General features: G+C 43.6%; 21 protein-coding genes. 11 read left to right on the forward strand and 10 right to left on the reverse strand.

What is annotated here, in order from left to right; genetic code table 11:
• Positions 1 to 95 precede the first annotated feature (95 nt).
• Together B649_RS04175 and B649_RS04180 are read left to right on the forward strand one after the other, a co-directional pair.
• Positions 96 to 404, forward strand: a complete 309-nt coding sequence (locus B649_RS04175; RefSeq protein ID WP_015653255.1) for a hypothetical protein — start codon at positions 96 to 98, stop codon at positions 402 to 404.
• 12 nt (positions 405 to 416) lie between these two features.
• On the forward strand, positions 417 to 2,243 hold the full coding sequence (locus B649_RS04180; protein WP_015653256.1) for a biotin/lipoyl-containing protein: 1,827 nt from the start codon (positions 417 to 419) through the stop codon (positions 2,241 to 2,243).
• A gap of 18 nt (positions 2,244 to 2,261) precedes the next feature.
• Here B649_RS04180 and B649_RS04185 read toward each other — a convergent pair whose 3' ends face one another.
• The gene (locus B649_RS04185; protein WP_015653257.1) at positions 2,262 to 3,224 is read right to left on the reverse strand and encodes a chemotaxis protein; all 963 of its coding nucleotides are present in this window, start codon (positions 3,222 to 3,224) and stop codon (positions 2,262 to 2,264) included.
• Between the two features lie 147 nt (positions 3,225 to 3,371).
• Here B649_RS04185 and B649_RS04190 point away from each other — a divergent pair, with 147 nt between their 5' ends.
• The 5 genes from B649_RS04190 to thiS are packed head-to-tail and all read left to right on the forward strand — an operon-like array spanning position 3,372 to position 8,000.
• Complete coding sequence (locus tag B649_RS04190; RefSeq protein ID WP_015653258.1) at positions 3,372 to 5,105, forward strand: molybdopterin-dependent oxidoreductase; 1,734 nt, start codon at positions 3,372 to 3,374, stop codon at positions 5,103 to 5,105.
• Positions 5,102 to 6,277 carry an aspartate aminotransferase family protein gene (locus tag B649_RS04195; protein ID WP_015653259.1) on the forward strand — a complete coding sequence of 392 codons (1,176 nt, stop codon included), beginning with the start codon at positions 5,102 to 5,104 and terminating at the stop codon, positions 6,275 to 6,277. The genes B649_RS04190 and B649_RS04195 overlap by 4 nt, the downstream gene beginning before the upstream one ends.
• A gap of 8 nt (positions 6,278 to 6,285) precedes the next feature.
• On the forward strand, positions 6,286 to 7,275 hold the full coding sequence (locus B649_RS04200) for an SAM-dependent methyltransferase (protein ID WP_015653260.1): 990 nt from the start codon (positions 6,286 to 6,288) through the stop codon (positions 7,273 to 7,275).
• A 3-nt stretch (positions 7,276 to 7,278) separates the two neighbouring features.
• Entirely contained in the window at positions 7,279 to 7,791 is a 513-nt protein-coding gene (locus tag B649_RS04205; RefSeq protein ID WP_015653261.1) for an ankyrin repeat domain-containing protein, read from the forward strand.
• An 8-nt stretch (positions 7,792 to 7,799) separates the two neighbouring features.
• Positions 7,800 to 8,000, forward strand: a complete 201-nt coding sequence (gene thiS, locus B649_RS04210; RefSeq protein WP_015653262.1) for a sulfur carrier protein ThiS — start codon at positions 7,800 to 7,802, stop codon at positions 7,998 to 8,000.
• Between the two features lie 7 nt (positions 8,001 to 8,007).
• Here the strand turns inward: thiS and B649_RS04215 are convergent, their stop codons facing one another.
• The 4 genes from B649_RS04215 to fliL form a co-directional block, all read right to left on the reverse strand.
• Positions 8,008 to 8,847, reverse strand: coding sequence for a hypothetical protein (locus B649_RS04215; protein WP_015653263.1), 840 nt, complete (start codon positions 8,845 to 8,847; stop codon positions 8,008 to 8,010).
• Between the two features lie 321 nt (positions 8,848 to 9,168).
• A complete protein-coding gene (locus tag B649_RS04220; protein WP_015653264.1) occupies positions 9,169 to 9,462 on the reverse strand; it encodes a hypothetical protein in 294 nt (97 codons plus the stop codon).
• Positions 9,463 to 9,467: 5 nt separating this feature from the next.
• Complete coding sequence (acpS, locus tag B649_RS04225; protein ID WP_015653265.1) at positions 9,468 to 9,827, reverse strand: holo-ACP synthase; 360 nt, start codon at positions 9,825 to 9,827, stop codon at positions 9,468 to 9,470.
• Positions 9,824 to 10,402 (reverse strand): flagellar basal body-associated protein FliL, encoded by a 579-nt coding sequence (gene fliL, locus B649_RS04230; RefSeq protein ID WP_015653266.1) that lies wholly within the window; start codon positions 10,400 to 10,402, stop codon positions 9,824 to 9,826. Before fliL ends, acpS begins: the two co-directional genes overlap by 4 nt.
• Before the next feature lie 101 nt (positions 10,403 to 10,503).
• Here fliL and B649_RS04235 point away from each other — a divergent pair, with 101 nt between their 5' ends.
• A complete protein-coding gene (locus tag B649_RS04235) occupies positions 10,504 to 11,298 on the forward strand; it encodes an ABC transporter permease (protein ID WP_015653267.1) in 795 nt (264 codons plus the stop codon).
• 15 nt (positions 11,299 to 11,313) lie between these two features.
• Here the strand turns inward: B649_RS04235 and B649_RS04240 are convergent, their stop codons facing one another.
• From B649_RS04240 to B649_RS04260, 5 genes are read right to left on the reverse strand one after another with little or no spacing between them, the layout of a single operon-like run.
• A complete protein-coding gene (locus tag B649_RS04240) occupies positions 11,314 to 11,994 on the reverse strand; it encodes a carbonic anhydrase (RefSeq protein ID WP_015653268.1) in 681 nt (226 codons plus the stop codon).
• Positions 11,985 to 12,257 (reverse strand): hypothetical protein, encoded by a 273-nt coding sequence (locus tag B649_RS04245; RefSeq protein WP_015653269.1) that lies wholly within the window; start codon positions 12,255 to 12,257, stop codon positions 11,985 to 11,987. The genes B649_RS04240 and B649_RS04245 overlap by 10 nt, the downstream gene beginning before the upstream one ends.
• A 47-nt stretch (positions 12,258 to 12,304) precedes the next feature.
• Positions 12,305 to 13,657: a DNA repair protein RadA gene (radA, locus tag B649_RS04250; RefSeq protein WP_015653270.1), complete on the reverse strand. Its 1,353-nt coding sequence runs from the start codon at positions 13,655 to 13,657 to the stop codon at positions 12,305 to 12,307.
• Positions 13,657 to 14,544 carry a signal recognition particle-docking protein FtsY gene (ftsY, locus tag B649_RS04255; RefSeq protein WP_015653271.1) on the reverse strand — a complete coding sequence of 296 codons (888 nt, stop codon included), beginning with the start codon at positions 14,542 to 14,544 and terminating at the stop codon, positions 13,657 to 13,659. The genes radA and ftsY overlap by 1 nt, the downstream gene beginning before the upstream one ends.
• A 2-nt stretch (positions 14,545 to 14,546) precedes the next feature.
• Positions 14,547 to 15,098 carry a TlpA disulfide reductase family protein gene (locus B649_RS04260; protein WP_015653272.1) on the reverse strand — a complete coding sequence of 184 codons (552 nt, stop codon included), beginning with the start codon at positions 15,096 to 15,098 and terminating at the stop codon, positions 14,547 to 14,549.
• Positions 15,099 to 15,153: 55 nt separating this feature from the next.
• On the opposite strand from B649_RS04260, the gene B649_RS12450 reads away from it, so the two are divergent.
• The 3 genes from B649_RS12450 to B649_RS04270 all read left to right on the forward strand — a co-directional run bounded on the left by B649_RS12450 (position 15,154) and on the right by B649_RS04270 (position 17,828).
• The gene (locus B649_RS12450; RefSeq protein WP_015653273.1) at positions 15,154 to 15,798 is read left to right on the forward strand and encodes a 5-formyltetrahydrofolate cyclo-ligase; all 645 of its coding nucleotides are present in this window, start codon (positions 15,154 to 15,156) and stop codon (positions 15,796 to 15,798) included.
• Positions 15,704 to 17,272, forward strand: coding sequence for a ribonuclease Y (gene rny / locus B649_RS04265; protein WP_015653274.1), 1,569 nt, complete (start codon positions 15,704 to 15,706; stop codon positions 17,270 to 17,272). The genes B649_RS12450 and rny overlap by 95 nt, the downstream gene beginning before the upstream one ends.
• 91 nt (positions 17,273 to 17,363) lie before the next feature.
• Positions 17,364 to 17,828, forward strand: a complete 465-nt coding sequence (locus B649_RS04270; RefSeq protein ID WP_291750938.1) for a CZB domain-containing protein — start codon at positions 17,364 to 17,366, stop codon at positions 17,826 to 17,828.
• The last annotated feature ends 4 nt before the right edge of the window (positions 17,829 to 17,832 follow it).

The raw sequence follows: 17,832 nt of genomic DNA on the forward strand, positions 1-17,832 counted from the left end.
TGAAACCGGTCGCAGTAAATCTTTTTTAATGAACTTTATACTAGAATCACGCATCGTGTAAAGATTACGCGTGCAAATTAACTAGGGGATCTCGAATGGAATTACTCAATAAAGTAATGAAATATTTGACTATGTTTCAATCCAAGAATGCCCCGGAATCTCAAAACTTTGCAGGTGAGGGTGCCGTTGCATCTTCATGTGATCGTACACAAGGTGCCAAAGTAGCAGCGATTGCAGCAGCATTACACCACCATGATTTGGAAAACAGTGATGTAAGAGCAAAAGTAGCTGCGATTGCAGCCGCGCTTCATCATCATGAAATGGAAAACTCTCAAAATGGCGGTTTATTAGGAATTGCGGCACTTGCAGCAGTGATTCACCACCATAATAATCTAAAGAAGTAGGGATTACGTATAATGGCAAAAAAATACATCGATGTGATGGACACTACGTTCCGTGACGGCTTTCAGTCCGTATTCGGCGGACGGGTGTTGATGGAAGATTTTTTCCCTGCGGTTGAAGCGGCTGCGGAGGCGGGAATCCGACATTTCGAATTTGGAGGCGGTGCCCGTTTTCAAAGTCTTTTTTTCTATCTGAATGAAAATGCATTTGATATGATGGATCGTTTTCGTGCTATCGTAGGGCCGGATGCAAATCTTCAAACCCTTGCACGCGGGGTGAATACGGTGATGCTCGATACGGGCAGTCGTGAAATGGTCGATTTGCATGCCAAAATGTTTAAAAAACACGGAACGACAACCATTCGTAATTTCGATGCCCTCAATGATGTCGAAAATCTGAAATATTCGGGTGAACGTATCGCTTATCATGGATTGAAACACGAAGTCGTCGTTACGATGATGGATCTTCCTCCGGGATGTGTCGGAGCGCACGACGTCGCGTTTTATGAGAAAACACTTCGTGAAATCTTAGATTCCGGGATTCCATACAGCTCTATCTGCTTTAAAGATGCGAGTGGAACGTCGAGTCCGCAAAAGGTGTATGAAACGTTAACAATGGCACGTAAACTCGTTCCCGAGGGGACCCATTTGCGTCTTCATACCCATGAGACGGCAGGGGTCAGTGTTGCATGTTATCTTGCCGCGCTCGATGCCGGAGTTGACGGGATTGATATGGCGGCGGCTCCAGTGAGCGGCGGTACGTCACAACCCGATATCTTGACTATGTTGCACGCGGTTAAAGGAAAAAATTTCGATCTTGGCGGGCTTGAACTCGAAAAAATCCTCAAATACGAAGATGTTTTGGGTGATTGTCTGAAGGACTATTTCATGCCGCCGGAAGCGACACAAGTATCGCCTCTTATTCCATTTTCTCCGATGCCGGGGGGAGCGCTTACAGCGAATACCCAAATGATGCGTGATAACAACATGCTCGATCGCTATCCAGAAGTAATCCGTGCGATGCGTGAAGTGGTTGAAAAAGGGGGATACGGTACATCGGTTACTCCGGTATCTCAGTTTTACTTCCAACAGGCATTGAACAATGCCCTTATGGGGCCATGGAAAAAAATTGCTCCGGGTTATGGAAAAATGGTTTTGGGGTATTTCGGAAAAACCCCTACAGCACCGGATCCTGAAATAGTTCGTATTGCGCATGAACAGCTTAAACTTGAACCGACTACCGATCATGCTATCGATATTGCCGATCGTGATGAAACCAAATCGGTCGCTTATTGGACTAAACGTTTGAGCGACGAAGGGATTGAAGCAACGGATGAAAATATTTTCATTGCCGCTTCATGTGATGTTAAAGGGATTGCTTTTCTTAAAGGGGAAGCGACAGTTAATGTTCGAAAAAATAGCCCGAAAACGGCAGAATCTAAAATTCAATCAACACTACAGGAGAATTTAATTATGGCAAATGGTACTTACACAGTAATCGTAGACGGACAACAATACAACGTACAAATCGTAGGCGGAAATGCAACGGTTCAAACTGCTCCGGCAGTATCGGTAGCACCTGCTGCTCCAGTAGCAGCACCGGCGGTAGTTGCCGCTCCTGCAGCGAACGCAAATGCGATTTGTGCTGAACTTCCGGGTTCTGTCTTTAAATTGGTTGCTGCAGTTGGCGACAGTGTGAATGCCGGCGATAAAATTATGATTTTGGAAGCGATGAAAATGGAGATTGACGTAGTTGCTCCACGCGCCGGAAAAGTAACATCAATTAATGTAAACGTTAATGATAAAATCGAAGCAGGTCAAGTCTTGGCGGTTGTCGAATAACTCTTTTGATCTTCTCCCTTATTTTGGGAGAAGTCTCATTTCCATCTCATTCATCTTCTCTACAATCAATGGTAAAATATTTTCACTTTTTGTTTTATCGATAAACCCATCCGCTCCTAAGCTGGCCGCTTCACGTTTATTATTATCACCCGTCATTGAACTGTTCACAATAATAGGGATAAATTTGGTTTCAGCATTCGCTTTAAGGCGTTGAATAACCGTAAAACCAGACATTTCAGGCATTTCGATATCCGTGATAATGGCGGGGATAGAGGAAGGATTCGGATGTTTGGCAATGAACTCTATCATATCTTTGCCATTATTGAAAATCTGATAACCTATATGGGCATGTTCAAAAATATGGATCAAATGGCGCTGAGCCGTTTTGGAATCTTCAGCGATGAGAACAACGCCATTTTTGAGTTTAGGCGGCATTGTAATATTTGCGAGTGATTTTGCTGCAATTTCCACATTGACCATTGCTTGGGGAATAACTTCAGCGAGGAGCTTTTCGTAATCGAGGACCAGACACAAACTCCCATCATCCAGACGGGTATCGTTGATCACTAAACCATCGTCTCCCAAACGATAGCTGTCAGGCGAGTGCATTTCGTTCCAATTCTTTTTGATAACACGATACGCGTACATGATACGAATTCCGATAATGATTCCGTTAAAATCGCATATGAGGAGATTAGAGGTTTTTTTATGGGCATCGTCAAGTTCAGCATCAAGCCATCGTGGGAGATTGAGGATAGGGATCTGCATTTCGCGCAAAACGATGGTTCCCTCCAGTAATGGATGCGCCCCGGGAATTTGGGTGAGGTGATGGCGTTTGGCTTCAACAACTTCGCGGGTTTTAAATACGTTAATAGCATAATAGGGGGATGATTCTGCCGAATCAATTTTAAAGACTAAAAGTTGGACTTCGTTGTTTTTCGCTAAATTGGTTGCAGCGTCAACGTGTTCAAGTAGAGACATAGTGACCTCAATAATTTTATATTTCTTTATCATATCCTATTCGAGAGTTTTTTTTACTAAAAACTAAAGGGTGTGAAGGGTAAAATGCGCACAGGATCACAATATTTTTTATCTAAACACCTATTTTTAAAAGAAAAGTAATAGAACATGAATCAAGCTACTGCCTGCCCTCTCGATTGTTACGATGCATGCCGTATACTCCTGGATGAGAATCAGAAGCTAAAGGGCGATAAAACCCATCCTGTTACGCGAGGTTTTTTGTGCCCGAATCTCAACCATTTCACAGAACAGGATCGTTTGATTACTCCCAAGCTTCGAGGGCAAGATATTTCGATGGAGACAGCGATACAAACTCTGATAGATGTATTGCAAAGTTCTAAAAGCGATTCTGTCCTTTACTATCGCGGAAGCGGAAATGTTGCTCTGATGCAGCGTGTAAGTGAGCATTTTTTCGCTTCTATCAAAGCAGTCGGAACCTCTGGATCGTTATGCGACGGTGCAGGAGAGGCCGGTGTATTAGCGGGACGCGGTAAAAATGAGGTATTAACACCGCAGATGATAGCACAGAGCGAGGTGGTGATTTTTTGGGGACGCAACCCCCATACGACCCACTCTCATCTGTTACCGTTTTTGGAGGGGAAGACGATCATTGTGATCGATCCGATAAAGACTCCAATGGCACAAAAGGCCGATTTACATATTCAAATCAAACCTCATTGCGATTTACATTTGGCATTACTGCTCAGCCGATTCGCCATGATTGAAGGGTTGCACGACAAAGAATTTTTAGAAGAACATGCCAGCGAGTACAACGATTTTTATGAACTAACCCAGAGTGTTCGAATCAAAGCGACCCTTGATGCAATCGATGTGAGTCTAGGGCAAATCGGAGCAATGCTGGAATTGATTCAGGGAAAAAAGACAGCTGTTTTGGTCGGTATCGGTGTTCAGAAATACCGTAACGGTGCCGATGTACTCCGCGCTATTGATGCCTTTGGAGCAATTATGGGACTTTTTGGCAAGTGCGGAAGCGGAGTAAGTTATCTTGGGAATTCTCTGAGTGGTATCGAACTTCCGTTTAAGAGTATTTCTCATCGTGTCAGTAAGCCAACAGTTGATTTTTCGAAGTATAATTGTGTTTTTATTCAAGGTGGCAATCCCCTCTCACAAATGCCCAATACGGCAGTGGTAAGAGAACGGTTTGCCTCCTCAGGATTTAGTGTTTATTTCGGATTGTATGAAAACGAGACTTCTCGCTTGGCTGATTTGGTGATACCGGCAAAAACATTTTTAGAAAAAAATGATTTTCGCAGTTCGTATGGTGATTATACGCTTCAAGAGATGCCACGATTGCTCAAGAGTGAGATCGGGATCTGCGAATATGAATTGACTCGGCAGTTGTGCGAAGCGTTCGGAGTAGAGTTGGAGAGCGAAGAATATTATCTGGATTTTTTTCGACAACAAATCGAGTTTTCTGAGGGTGTCGGATATCGTTCAAATTCTCCTAAAATCACCTATGCAGAGGGATTTGAAAACGGTGAATTTGAATTTTTAGACGAGGTCGATTTAGAGATTGATAAAGAAGAGGGATTTTATCTCATCACCTCGAAATACACAAAAGGGCTTAATTCGCAGTTTAAAAGGGCTGAGGGAGTTTATCTCCATCCTGAGGCAGGATTTGAAGAGGGGGAGATCGTTCAGCTCTCTTCGCACACGGGAACGGTTGATATGCCAGTGCGGCATAATGCCTCTTTGAGGCGCGATTGCGTGCTGATTTATTCAGGAACTCCCCATGTGAATGTACTTACTCCTTCATTGCTAAGCTATGAGGGGGAGAGTGCCGTGTATCAAGAAAATAAAATAAAGGTGACAAAAAAATGACTAAAAATTTTGATAATTATGTATTGCCGACGTATGGACGCCAAAACGTCAGTTTTACGGCAGGAAAAAATGCGATTCTGATCGACAGTGAGGGGAAAGAGTACATTGATTTTGCAGCGGGAATCGCAGTGTGCAGTGTCGGACATGCTAATGACCGTCTTACCAAAGCAATATGCGATCAAGTTAGTAAAGTGATCCACGTATCGAATCTCTATTACATCGAACCCCAAGCCGAATGTGCACGCCGTATCGTTCAGCTGAGCGGCTATGACATGAAATGTTTTTTCGGCAACAGCGGTGCCGAAGCAAACGAAGGGGCTATTAAAATTGCCCGCAAGTACGGAGAGATAGAAGGGCAGCCAAAGCGCTATAAAATCATCACGCTCGATCACTCCTTCCACGGTCGTACGATTACGGCGCTCAAAGCGACGGGACAAGAGTCGATGCATAATTATTTCGGTCCGTTTCCAGACGGATTTGTGTATGCCAAAAATATCGATGAGATCGAATCATTAATCGATGATCATACGGTTGCGGTGATGATCGAATTGGTACAAGGGGAGGGTGGAGTCCAGCCACAGGATCGCACGAAAGTGCAAGCATTAGCTGCGATGCTCAAATCACGCGATATCTTACTGATGGTGGATGAAGTGCAGACGGGAATTTACCGCACAGGTGAGTTTTTGGCTTCAAACCTTTATGGGATCGAACCCGATGTTATCACGTTGGCAAAAGGGCTTGGCGGGGGTGTCCCGATCGGTGTCGTTATGACAAGTAAAAAAGATATTTTCGCCCCAGGAGATCACGGATCGACTTTCGGGGGGAACTACCTCTCAACCGCAGCGGCGAATGAGGTGCTTGACATCCTTGAAGAGATTAAAGAGAGCGGCGAACTGGATGAACATCTCCTCTATTTCGAAACGTCTTTAGCGAAATTCGCAAGTGCTCATCCTGCGATTTTCTTAGAGCATGTCGGTTTGGGAATGATGCGCGGGCTTCGTGTCGTAGACGCTGATACTTTGGGTAAAATTATCAATGCCGCACGTGAAGCAGGGGTAATCGTCCTCAAAGCGGGGCGCAATACCCTTCGCTTCCTCCCGCCGCTCACGATCACCAAAGCGGACATCGATGAGGGGTTTGCGCGTCTTGAAAAAGCGATCGCAACTCTTTAAGGGCAGACGTGCAATTTAGCGAGTATATGGAGCAATGGCTTTATGGAGCCGAGGGGTATTATGCCTCGTATCGTCCGATCGGTAAAAAAGGGGATTTTTACACGGCGGTGAGTACGTCCAAATTCTTTGGAGGCTCTATTGCCAATCATATCATCAAACGCATCGATGATGGGTTTTTACGTTCCGACTCGCTCATCTGTGAGATCGGTGCCCATCACGGCTATTTACTCGCCGATATCATCGAGTTTATCCATACCCTCCGACCGCAATTAGTGCAGAGTCTTCGATTTGGGATCATAGAGCGGTTTGAAAACCTAAGGATGGCTCAACAAAATTATTTTGACGAATCGTTCGGCAATGCGGTTTCTTTAGAACACTACAGCGATTTGTGTGAACTGAATGAACAATCGACTTTTTTTATCGCCAATGAGATTTTTGATGCGTTTTCGTGTGAGCTTTTTTACAAAGGGAAAATTGCGCACGTGGAGAATCATGAAATCCATTTCGATATTGATGATCCTAAAATTGCTGCATTGGCACAAAAATATCAGCAAGATCGTGGGGAAATTGTTTTAGGATACGAATCATTCGCTCACGCGATGCAAAAGAGCTCGAAGCGGTTTGAGTTTATGAGCTTTGATTACGGTGAACTGAGTGCACGGAGTGATTTTTCGATCCGTGTCTACCAAACGCATCAAACCTTTCCCCTCTTTGATGAAGCACTCAATCGCTCTGAATCTTTTGGAAAAAGCGATATCACGTATGATGTCAACTTTACGCATGTGAAAGATGCCTACGCAGAGTCAGGAGTAGCGTGTGCCCAGTATGCAACTCAGTTGGTCGCATTGGTCGAAATGGGGATTCTGGATCTTCTTGCGATGCTTAAAGAACATGCCGGAGAGGATATCTATGCCCAAGAGCTGGAAAAAGTAAAAATTCTCATCACCCCCTCGTTGATGGGGGAACGATTTAAGATGATACGGTTTGTTAAGGAGTAATCAATGCGTTTAGCTTTAATCACTATTTTTATTTCAACACTCCTTTATGGAGGAGTTTTACATGATTATGCTTATGAGGGAAACAGTGAAAAAATCAAAGCACACTTGAAACTTCATAAAAATGTTGATGAGCAAAACAAAGCCGGATTGACGGCACTGCATGTGGCTATCAAAATGGGTGATTTGAAAATTTCTCAGCTTTTGCTCGATTACGGTGCCGATATCAACGCACAGGATTTTCAGGGTAATACTCCGCTGATTTTAGCGATAAAGAAAAAAGATTTGGAGCTGGTTACGTTTGTAGTGATGCGCAAAGCCGACGTCAATCTCGCCAATAACGACGGGATTACACCGCTCCATCAAGCCGCATTCAGCGGAAATGAAAAAGTGGTCGATTTTCTCCTAAAAGCGAAAGCTGATCCGAATGTAAAAAATAATGACGGAGCAACACCGTATGATTTCGCAATGGCAAAGAAAAATTTTGCTATTGCCCAACTGATTAAAATGTCGATGTAGGAGAGAAGATGCAGATAAAAGTAAACGGTGAGATGAGGGAGATAGCAGAGGGATCGAGTATGCTCGATCTTATCAGGTCTTTGGGATTGGAAGAGCGTGTTATGGCATCGGCTTTGAATATGGAGATTGTGAAACAAGACGCTTGGAGCAGTACCCTTTTAAAAGAGGGTGATACGATCGAATTGCTTGATTTTGTTGGGGGAGGGTGAAATCTCTTTATTTTTTGTTTTTCATATTAGTGGGTAGCTTACTTGTTAGCATAAATTGATCATTCTTATTTGGGCTGAACTCGACAAAGAAAGATTTTTTATTTGCCACATTAATTGAGAATTTGAGATGAGGTTTTTGCTTTTCATCGAAAGATAGTGTCGAAAATGTAATTTCGATCAATTTGTTTTTATAATCATGATATTTTGATCCTATTGTCAGAATACTGCTATAGGGATTTGTATCGCCTAATGTTCCTAGATTATCATCGGTATTCATCAGAATAATTTTTTCAAATTTTTCATCTGATGATGGATTCGAAGGCATTTTTAGTAGAAAATATTCTGAATAGCTCTTACCCTCATGTAGATAAGCTTGAGACAAGGCAATATAATGATGTCTCTGATATGAGAACTCTTTATGAATATCTGTGATTACTTCTGGACTATATGCAATGTTGATTTTATCAAGATCATCATCTTCTAAAAAAACTCCGTTTTTAATATGAAAAATACGTAATTCATTATAGTAATGGTTAGATTTTTTCAAGCCTAAAAAATTGTTTTGGTTGACAGCAACGCACTCATCATAGTTTTCTAATTCATTACTTTCATAAAGCATTTCAGCTATTTCGTTGTACACATCTGTGGCTTGAGCGTTTCCATGTATTCGATTATTAGAAGCTGCATTTTTCCATTTTCGGTGTTCTAACTCTTTTTGATCATTGAGTGAATCGATTAATGGATTGAACTCAGGATAATTCATAATATCTTTACAAGGAACAATCCGTGAGGGGGATTCGGAAGCCATGAGAGAAATGCTTAGAATAAAAAATAAAAATATTTTCATAATGATCTCCAACTCAAATAAAATGAGGGGGCAAGGGGTAAAACCCCTTGGCTACGTCAGGATCACCTGAGCATAGGCGCAAAAATGCACATAAGCAGTAGTGCTAGTATCAGCTTATCCATAAAGAACCCCCTTCACGTATCGTTTTTGGAGGGCAAAAAAAAAGGCCGAAGGCGATTAAACCCCCGACCTTGTCTTGCCGCTCCATTAACGATACGGAAAGTGATACTAGCGAAAAAATTATACCACAAAAAATAAATAAAAACGTAGGCAGACTGAATAAATCTCCCGTCATTCCGTACTCGATACGGAATCTAACTTTTACCCCTCGAGCATATCAACGAGTTTTTGATACTTCGTTTTTAAAATCAGATACTCTTTGTTCAAATCTTCATACGCTTTTTTATAATCGATTTCAAACTCTTCACTACCGGTGTTGTTTGTTTCTGATTGAGGCTGGCTTGATGATGGGTTCATAACGATATAGGTTACCTCTTTGCCGTTCTCTTCTTTGACCACGGTGGGCAACTCTCCGCTCATCGTTTTTTTAATGACATTAAATGTACTGATATGGTGTTTTGATGCATATTTTTGAATGCTTAGGAGTTCTTGCATAGGGATTACCTTAAGATATTGGATTCGAGTGCAACGACAGCAATCGCATACTCTCCGTCATGGGTGATCGAGACGCTGAGGCTTTGGATAGCAAACGCTTCTTTGACATGGACTGAGAGGTCGATGAGGGGTGCACCTTTGGGTGTTTTGGAGAGGAGGATGTCATGAAATCCGCATTCGTGCCCTATACCGCATCCCAAAGCTTTAGCACATGCCTCTTTGGCTGCCCAAAAACCGGCGGCGTTACGATAGTTTTTGATTAAAAGAACTTCATTCTCGGATAAAAATTTATGAAGACCACGGTCGCCGAAACGCTCCATAAAACGTTTCATCCGATCGAGTTTGATGAGGTCGATGCCGATCATTGCACCACGAAATCAGTAAAATAGACGTTTTTGACTTTTCCGTCTTTCAGACGGGTATTGAGTTCGCTGACGATTTGTTCTTTGAGTTTTTCTTTCCCTTTGATCGTAGAGATCTCTTCAAGGGATTTTGAACTTAAAATACGGATAATAATATCGCGGAAGACCGGTTTTTTCTGCTCGAGTTCCGGCGATAGCTCTTCCCCTTCGATTTCAAGATTCATTTCGACTTTGAGATAGCGGCGTCCACTCTCGCTGAGTAGATTAACCGTGAAAATATCAAGCGGGTACATAAGGCCAACTTCTGTCGATTCTCCACCGCCGTGTGATTCTTCATCCGCATGTTCAGCATCGGCTTTTGCTTCTGCATCGTGTCCATCGGCAGCTACTTCCGTTTTGGCTCCACTTCCCGCTTCGGCTTCAGTGTCGTGATTACCCAGCATCAGGGCCGCTACAACACCGCCTATGATTAAAACCAATACCAATACAGCAATAATAATGATTAATAGAAGATTACTTTTTTTCTTTTCACCACCCTCGGGTGCTTGTTCTTCGTGTTCTTTCTCTTTATCGGCCATCCGTTGCTCCTTTGAAAATATTCATCGCTTATTGTAGCGAGAAACTTTTGAATTTTGGTTTGATTTAGCTAAACTTACTTCAAGAAAAGAAGGGAAACATTATGCTTGAGACGCTTTTAGGTTATATCGGTCGTCCATTTGTCCATTTTTATGAGACAATTGAGCGATTTGGCCTATTTATTTTATTCCAATTAAAACTTTTTAGACTTTATCCCCTCGCTTTTAAACGGTATAAAATTGTGTTGACACAGATCGACGTGATCGGACTGGGATGTATGGGGGTTGTTACCCTTACCGCACTCTTTACGGGAATGGTTTTGGCCATACAGCTTTACAACGGGTTTCATCAATTCGGTGCCGAAAACTTTATCGGTTATACGGTATTTTTCTCGATAAGTCGGGAACTCGGTCCTGTTTTTGCCTCTTTGATGCTTATCTCCCGCTCTATCAGTGCGATGGCGGCGGAACTGGGGACGATGAGAGTAAGCGAGCAGATTGATGCAATCGATATTCTGGGGGTTAATTCGAAAGAGTATTTAATCACTCCCCGTATCATCGCGACGGTTATTTCACTCCCTTTATTGGTCATTTGGTTTGACTTTATCGCTATCGGTTCAGGTTATATGATCTCGACCGGCGTTTTGGGGATCAATCCGATATCGTATCAAGAGACGCTAATGCGATTGGGTGAATTCGATGATATTATGACGGGTGTGGTTAAAGCGGCAGTTTTTGGATATATTGTCAGTTCAATCGGGAGTTATATCGGTTATCATACCAGCGGTGGAGCTCGGGGAGTAGGGCAATCGACGATTTATGCTGTTGTCTATTCGGCAGTGGCGATTTTTATCACCAACTATTTTCTCTCGGCGCTGTTTTTATATTTGGATATGTAATGCAAAAGGGGAAAATTAATCCCCTAATTCGCTGAGTGGGCGGAATTGATAGATATCGGGGTCATAATATTCAATTCCTCCCGTCTCAATATCGTAATACCATCCATGAATAAATAGTTTCTCTTCTTCCACCATTTTTTTCACGTACGGATAAGTAAGAAGGTTTTCGATTTGGGTAACGATCGAGAGATGCTCGGTAGCTCGGAGTAACTCTTCGCGTGGAGCATTCTCTCCTAATGCCAACATTGCCATAGATTTTGCTTTTTCCCCAAGGGTAAGCCATTTTGCTGTATGAACCATTGAGGTATCGCAGGATGATTTATAGAGCGCCTCAATAGCACCGCAGTGAGAATGACCGCAGATAATAACCTCGGATACTTCTAGCACCAATACGGCATATTCTATCCCTGCTGCCGTGGAGTGAAAATCTTCATCCGGTTTGTAGGGAGCTACAAAGTTACCGACGTTACGAACGACAAAAAGGTCACCCGGAGTTGATTGGATGATGAGATCGGGAATAACCCGTGAATCGGAACACCCGATAAAAAGAGCTCTCGGATTTTGACCCTCTTTGACAAGACTGAGTAATTGGGTTTCATGTTTTTTAAAATAGGTTTGTTGAAACGTTTCGTTACCGTCCGCAAACTCTTTGAGACGTTGGATACTTAGGTCTGCAGCATTTTTGCTTAGTGGCACTGATCAATTCCTAAGTGTTTAATAATAGCGTCAAAAACTTTCCCGCCTTCACGATCGCAATCATCATGATATTCAATCGTGACCATTTTTTTTCCGCCGGTTACATCACCACTGTAAATATTTGGAGTGATAGGGCACAAAGGAGTACACACATTTATCGCTTCTTCGATCATTTTGTGTTCCTCTTCGGTAGAATAGGCTAACGAGAGCTTGCAATAGCGCTCTTCAGATTTATGATCGGCAAAAATGGAACACATTGGCATGTGGGTTCTCCTTGATTTTTGTAATAGTGAATTATACTTTGTTTAAATTAAAACCACTCTAGCAATTTGCTTACTTCATCGATTTCATAACATTTAACGGCTGTTTTTTCGATCGGTTTTTTCGGTATTAATGCTTTGGTAATTTGCTGAGAAGCCGCTTCTTTGAGTCGCTGATCGAGCTGATATACTTCTCGGATATCTCCGACGAGGGAGACTTCACCGATAAACACGGTCTCTTTGGAAATGGCACGGTTGCGAAAACTGCTGATGATGGCGGCAAGAATCGCCAAATCGGCAGAAGTTTCGGTGATTTTGATTCCACCTGTGATGTTGATAAATACATCGTAGCTATTCAGCGGTATTTCGAGTTTCCGTTCTAACAATGCCAGGAGCATATTGAGACGGTTGTTTTCAAATCCCGTCGCCTGACGTTTCGGATTCGGGGCATGGGTATCACTGACGAGTGCTTGCACTTCGAGCACTATCGGGCGAGTCCCCTCCATGATAACGGTGAGGGCGGAGCCGCTTTGCGATTTTGTACGGTTAAAAAAGCGCGAGGAGAGGTCTTTTGCCGAGACAAGTCCGTCGTGGCGCATCTCGAAGACGCCGATCTCACTCGTGGGACCGAAACGGTTTTTAAATCCGCGTAAGATACGCAGTTCATGAGAGCTATCTCCCTCGAAATAGAGGACGACATCGACCATGTGCTCCAAAACACGAGGCCCTGCGATGGAACCCTCTTTGGTGATATGTCCGATGATAAAGATGGCAATGCGGCGCTCTTTGGCAATCCGCATCAGATCAAAGGTAATTTGACGAACCTGTGTCACCGATCCGGGTGCTGAAGCGATGGTTTCGGAGTAGAGGGTTTGGATGGAGTCGATGATGATACACTCATACGCGCGTTCATGCAGTTCTGCGAGTACCTGCTCCAGTCGTATCTCGGCAAGAAGGTAGAGGTTGTCGACGTTCGCACCCAGACGGTTGGCGCGGAGTTTGATCTGTCCTTCGCTCTCTTCTCCTGATACATAGAGAACGTTGCGGCGCTGTTTCGCCAAATTTGAGCCGATTTTGAGAAGGAGGGTTGATTTCCCGACTCCAGGACTTCCGCCGATGAGCACCAGCGAACCGGGAACGACACCGCCACCGAGCACCATGTCGAGTTCGGCATCGTCACTGGTGAATCGTTCGGTATACTCCTCGAGTATTTGGGTGATCTCTTTGGCTTTTGCCCCGGCTGATGGTGAAGAGGTTGAGGTGAGTTTGATCACCTCTTGCTGTTGTTCACTCAGCTCGACAAAACTGTCCCATCCGCCGCAGTTGGTACATTTTCCCATCCATTTTGGGGTGGTGAACCCGCAGTTTTGACATTCGAAGAGGACATTTTTTTTCTTTGCCATTATTTGTTGGGTTCTTCCCCAAAAATTGCATCCAAAATCCCATCCACAAATTCGTATTTATCAAACGGAATTAAATGCTCAGGTTGTTCACCAACCCCGATATAGAGAATCGGGAGCGAGAGGGCATAGGCGATAGAGAATACCGATCCCCCTTTGGCCGTACCGTCGAGTTTGGTGATGATGATTCCATCTACTCCTACCATCTCATTAAACGCTTTGGCTTGCGCAATGGCGGAAGAGCCTTGTGTCCCGTCTAGGATGAGGATTTTACGGTGCGGTGAGCCTGCGTGGGCTTTGTCGCAGATACGGACAATTTTTTTCAACTCATTACCGAGGTTTGTCTGGGTATGGAGCCGTCCGGCAGTGTCGATGATTACCTGCTCAAATCCGCGTGCTTTGGCTGATTCGATCGTATCGTAGGCAACTGCGCTCGGGTCATGCCCTTGGCGCGATGATATGATCGGGACATCGAGTTTATCCGCCCATCTCGTGAGCTGCTCGATGGCGGCGGCGCGGAACGTATCACCCGCACCGAGGATTACCCGCTCACCGTTGTTTAAATGATGTTGAGCCAGTTTAGCAATTGTCGTTGTTTTGCCGGCACCGTTGACCCCGATGATAAGACTCACCGTCGGTTTGTCGGGATTATCGGCAAGGGTATTTTGGGCGAAACTGAGCGTCGCAAGAAGTTTGGAACGGAGTTGATCGCGGGTGATGTTCTCTTGATAAAGTTCACGAAGGATGATTTCGACAAGATCGTATTCGACATCGGCTTCGAGGAGGATATTCTCAAGATCGTCTTTGCTGATGGTCGCTTTTTTATCGGGGATAATGGCACTGATAGCTTCAACGGTTTTTTGAAGCCCTTTTTTAATAAAACTGAACATATTTATTTTCCTAATGCCGTAGCGATATCGTGATCGATGATCTCTTCTTGGGTGGCTCCGGCATAGTGGGTAACATACTCACCGTTTTTATACAAAACCATCAACGGAATCGGAAACTGTTGTCCTACCCCAATCGTTGAAGCAATGGCGCGGGCGAGCTCTTGGTTATCGGCTTTGTTGGAGATGAGGTATTCGCCCCCTTTGTATTTTTCACGGAAGGCATCAAGTTCAGCATTACTTTTATCCTCTTCGATGGTAACTCCCATGATAATCAGATCGTCTCCGTATTTTTTCTGTAAATTCCCCAGATGCATCACTTCGGCTTGGCAGGGAGGACACCACGTAGCGAAGATATCAAACAATACGACTTTGTCCTCTCCGGCATCAAGGGTAAAATTAGTCCCTTTTTTTTCAACGTTGTAACTTTTGCCTTGGGTGTCCATAAGGGCAAAATTAGCCGTTGAAACCATTGCCTCATCAGAAGATTCTTCGGAACAACCTTGAAAGAGGAGGGTTAATGAGAATAAAGGGATTAGGAGTGTTGAAAAACGCATACAAAACCTTTTTTTAGATAAAATAATGAAGATTATAACGAAGCAAAGGTAAAAAGTGTCCAAAAGTGATTTTAGAGCTCATTGTTTGAATCGGCTCAAGTCTCTCTCTCCCAGTACCAAAAAAGTTCGTGATGCAACCGTTAACAGCCAATTGCAACAGGTCTTAAAAGCTTTAGCGGGAAAACGGATATTGGTCTATTGGCCGATTGGTTTTGAAGCCGATATTCGTAAAACAATTCAATTATTGCGTCGTACAAAAGAAGTATATTTACCGTTTATGGATGGCGTCAGTTTCAAAATGGTACCATTTAGGCACCCGTTGGAATGTAAAGCTTTTGGGATTTATGAGCCACGGAATTCGTATAGAAAATATAATTTAATAGATGTAGCTATTGTCCCTGTAGTAGGGGTAGACGGGTCATTGCGCCGAGTAGGTTTCGGTAAGGGGATGTATGATCGATTTTTTCCGACCCTGAAAACGAAACCATTTACGATTTTTATTCAATCATGCGCGTGTCAAACGGCGCAAAATGTATGTGATGATTACGACGTGCAAGGAGACCTGCTCATTACCCCTTACGGGGCTCAGGGCATGAGGAAAACCAATGTTAAACAGCCTACTCGTAGGGGGCGCAGTTGCCCTCATCAGCGGGTTAGTCGGATTTTTAATTTCAAAAAAGATTACCGCCTCACATTTTGATCTTTATTTAGAACAAGCGAAAGCAAAATCGAAAGCGATTGAAAACGAAGCACAAATGATTTTAGAACGTGCTTCACTGCGATCGCGTGAGATCGAAAAAGAGGCACAAAAACATTACGATGAGACGTATGATCAGGTCAAAAAAGATCTCTCGATGCGTGAAGAAAAAATTGAACGCGTTGAGCGTGAATTTGAACTGCTTCGTCACAATGAAGAAGAGAAGATAGCGCACGAGCGATCGAATGTTGAAAATCGACGTCTCAATTTAGAACGTAATGAACGTGCTTTAGAGAAATTAAAAGAAGACTACCGCCAAAAAAGTGAACAAGTTAAGGTGATCGTTGAACAGCGTGCCGGATTATCGGTGCAGGAAGCAAAAACGATTCTTTTAGAGCAGGTGCGCGAAGATGCCCGTTTGGATTTAGCGCGACACATGCGTGAATTGGACGAACAATCCAAGGAACAGCTTAAGCGTAAAGCCAACTATATTTTGGCGCAAGCAACGTCTCGCTTTGCGGGAGAGTATGCGGCTGAACGGCTGATCAGTGTTATCCACCTCGATGATGACGAGCTCAAGGGGCGTATTATCGGAAAAGAGGGGCGCAATATTAAGGCGCTAGAGATGGTGAGCGGAGTCGATATTATCATCGATGAAACGCCGAACGCGATTATCGTGAGTTCATTTAATCTCTATCGTCGTGCGATTGCGGTAAAAACGATCGAACTGTTGGTTCAAGACGGTCGGATTCAGCCTGCACGTATCGAAGAGGTATACCAAAAAGTATGCGATGAATTTGATGAGGAAATGACCCGTGAAGGGGAAGAGATCATTTTTGAGATGGGGTTACAAGGTATCCATTCAGAGCTCACTAAACTGATCGGACGGCTCAAATACCGCTCCAGTTATGGGCAAAATGCATTGGCACATACCCTCGAAGTAGCTCATCTGGCCGGAATTATGGCATCTGAGATGGGAGGGGATGTGAAACTCGCCCGTCGTGCCGGATTACTACACGATATCGGTAAAACTCTGACTCAAGAAAATGGAGGGAATCATGTCGATATCGGCGTGGAACTCTGTCGACGTTACAACGAGGACCCGGTGGTGATCAACGCTATTTATGCTCATCACGGTCATGAAGAGATCAAAAGCATCGAGTGCGCCGCAGTGTGCGCCGCAGATACCCTCTCTGCCGCCCGTCCGGGTGCTCGTCGAGAAGTGCTGGAAAGTTTTTTACGCCGGGTAAGCGAAATCGAAGAGATTGCAACCCAAAAAGCAGGGGTTAAACAAGCCTATGCGATTAATGCAGGGCGTGAAGTTCGGGTTATCGTGAGTGCTCAAAGTGTCAATGATGATGAAACGGTATTGATTGCACGAGAGATTGCTGATGAGATTTCTCAAAAAGTGCAGTTTCCGGGTGAAATCAAAGTGAGCGTGATACGTGAAAGCCGTGCGGTAGAATACGCCCGATAATCGTATTTTTGTTAATTATTTTATAGATCAGTGTTATATTGTTGTGATATAAAAATGGTATTATTATCCTTTTAATGGCTAATAATCTCAAATGAAAGAATATTATATGAAAAAAGAAGAGACTCTTACCCATCTTCATAACGCGAAAAAGGCTCATATCTCATGGGTTCATCGCGCACATGCCCTTATCGAAGGGCTTCCGGTTGAAAAAGAACAGGTCCCGGTCAGCTGTACCGATTGTAAATTTGGACAATGGTTTTATGGCGAAGGACAAAGACTCAATCGGATTCCAAGTATGGATTGTCTCAAAGAGATTGAGGCGCTCCATTATGAACTTCACGATATCTATATGAAAATCTTTAAAATTTATTTCAGTGATGAAGACCGCTCTTTTTTCTCAAAATTTTTTGGGACACGAAAAAAAATCTCTCCGGAAAGTCAAGAAATAGCAAAAGAGCATTATAAAGAGCTAAAAACAATTTCTGAAAAGCTGATAACGGCAATCGAGCGTTTAGAGCGAAGATTGTTCGCTCTCCAAGAGAGTAATTTCGTTTAAAAAC

The organism is Candidatus Sulfuricurvum sp. RIFRC-1, assembly GCF_000310245.1.
Taxonomy (GTDB): domain Bacteria; phylum Campylobacterota; class Campylobacteria; order Campylobacterales; family Sulfurimonadaceae; genus Sulfuricurvum.

Coding starts and splice junctions, on each gene's coding strand:
- B649_RS04180 (WP_015653256.1), top strand. CDS start 417: ATGGCAAAAAAATACATCGATGTGATGGACACTACGTTCCGTGACGGC.
- thiS (WP_015653262.1), top strand. CDS start 7,800: ATGCAGATAAAAGTAAACGGTGAGATGAGGGAGATAGCAGAGGGATCG.
- B649_RS04215 (WP_015653263.1), bottom strand. CDS start 8,847: ATGAAAATATTTTTATTTTTTATTCTAAGCATTTCTCTCATGGCTTCC.
- B649_RS04205 (WP_015653261.1), top strand. CDS start 7,279: ATGCGTTTAGCTTTAATCACTATTTTTATTTCAACACTCCTTTATGGA.
- B649_RS04260 (WP_015653272.1), bottom strand. CDS start 15,098: ATGCGTTTTTCAACACTCCTAATCCCTTTATTCTCATTAACCCTCCTC.
- B649_RS04195 (WP_015653259.1), top strand. CDS start 5,102: ATGACTAAAAATTTTGATAATTATGTATTGCCGACGTATGGACGCCAA.
- B649_RS04190 (WP_015653258.1), top strand. CDS start 3,372: ATGAATCAAGCTACTGCCTGCCCTCTCGATTGTTACGATGCATGCCGT.
- B649_RS04270 (WP_291750938.1), top strand. CDS start 17,364: ATGAAAGAATATTATATGAAAAAAGAAGAGACTCTTACCCATCTTCAT.
- B649_RS04175 (WP_015653255.1), top strand. CDS start 96: ATGGAATTACTCAATAAAGTAATGAAATATTTGACTATGTTTCAATCC.
- fliL (WP_015653266.1), bottom strand. CDS start 10,402: ATGGCCGATAAAGAGAAAGAACACGAAGAACAAGCACCCGAGGGTGGT.
- B649_RS04185 (WP_015653257.1), bottom strand. CDS start 3,224: ATGTCTCTACTTGAACACGTTGACGCTGCAACCAATTTAGCGAAAAAC.
- acpS (WP_015653265.1), bottom strand. CDS start 9,827: ATGATCGGCATCGACCTCATCAAACTCGATCGGATGAAACGTTTTATG.
- B649_RS04220 (WP_015653264.1), bottom strand. CDS start 9,462: ATGCAAGAACTCCTAAGCATTCAAAAATATGCATCAAAACACCATATC.
- radA (WP_015653270.1), bottom strand. CDS start 13,657: ATGGCAAAGAAAAAAAATGTCCTCTTCGAATGTCAAAACTGCGGGTTC.
- rny (WP_015653274.1), top strand. CDS start 15,704: ATGTTAAACAGCCTACTCGTAGGGGGCGCAGTTGCCCTCATCAGCGGG.
- ftsY (WP_015653271.1), bottom strand. CDS start 14,544: ATGTTCAGTTTTATTAAAAAAGGGCTTCAAAAAACCGTTGAAGCTATC.
- B649_RS04235 (WP_015653267.1), top strand. CDS start 10,504: ATGCTTGAGACGCTTTTAGGTTATATCGGTCGTCCATTTGTCCATTTT.
- B649_RS04245 (WP_015653269.1), bottom strand. CDS start 12,257: ATGCCAATGTGTTCCATTTTTGCCGATCATAAATCTGAAGAGCGCTAT.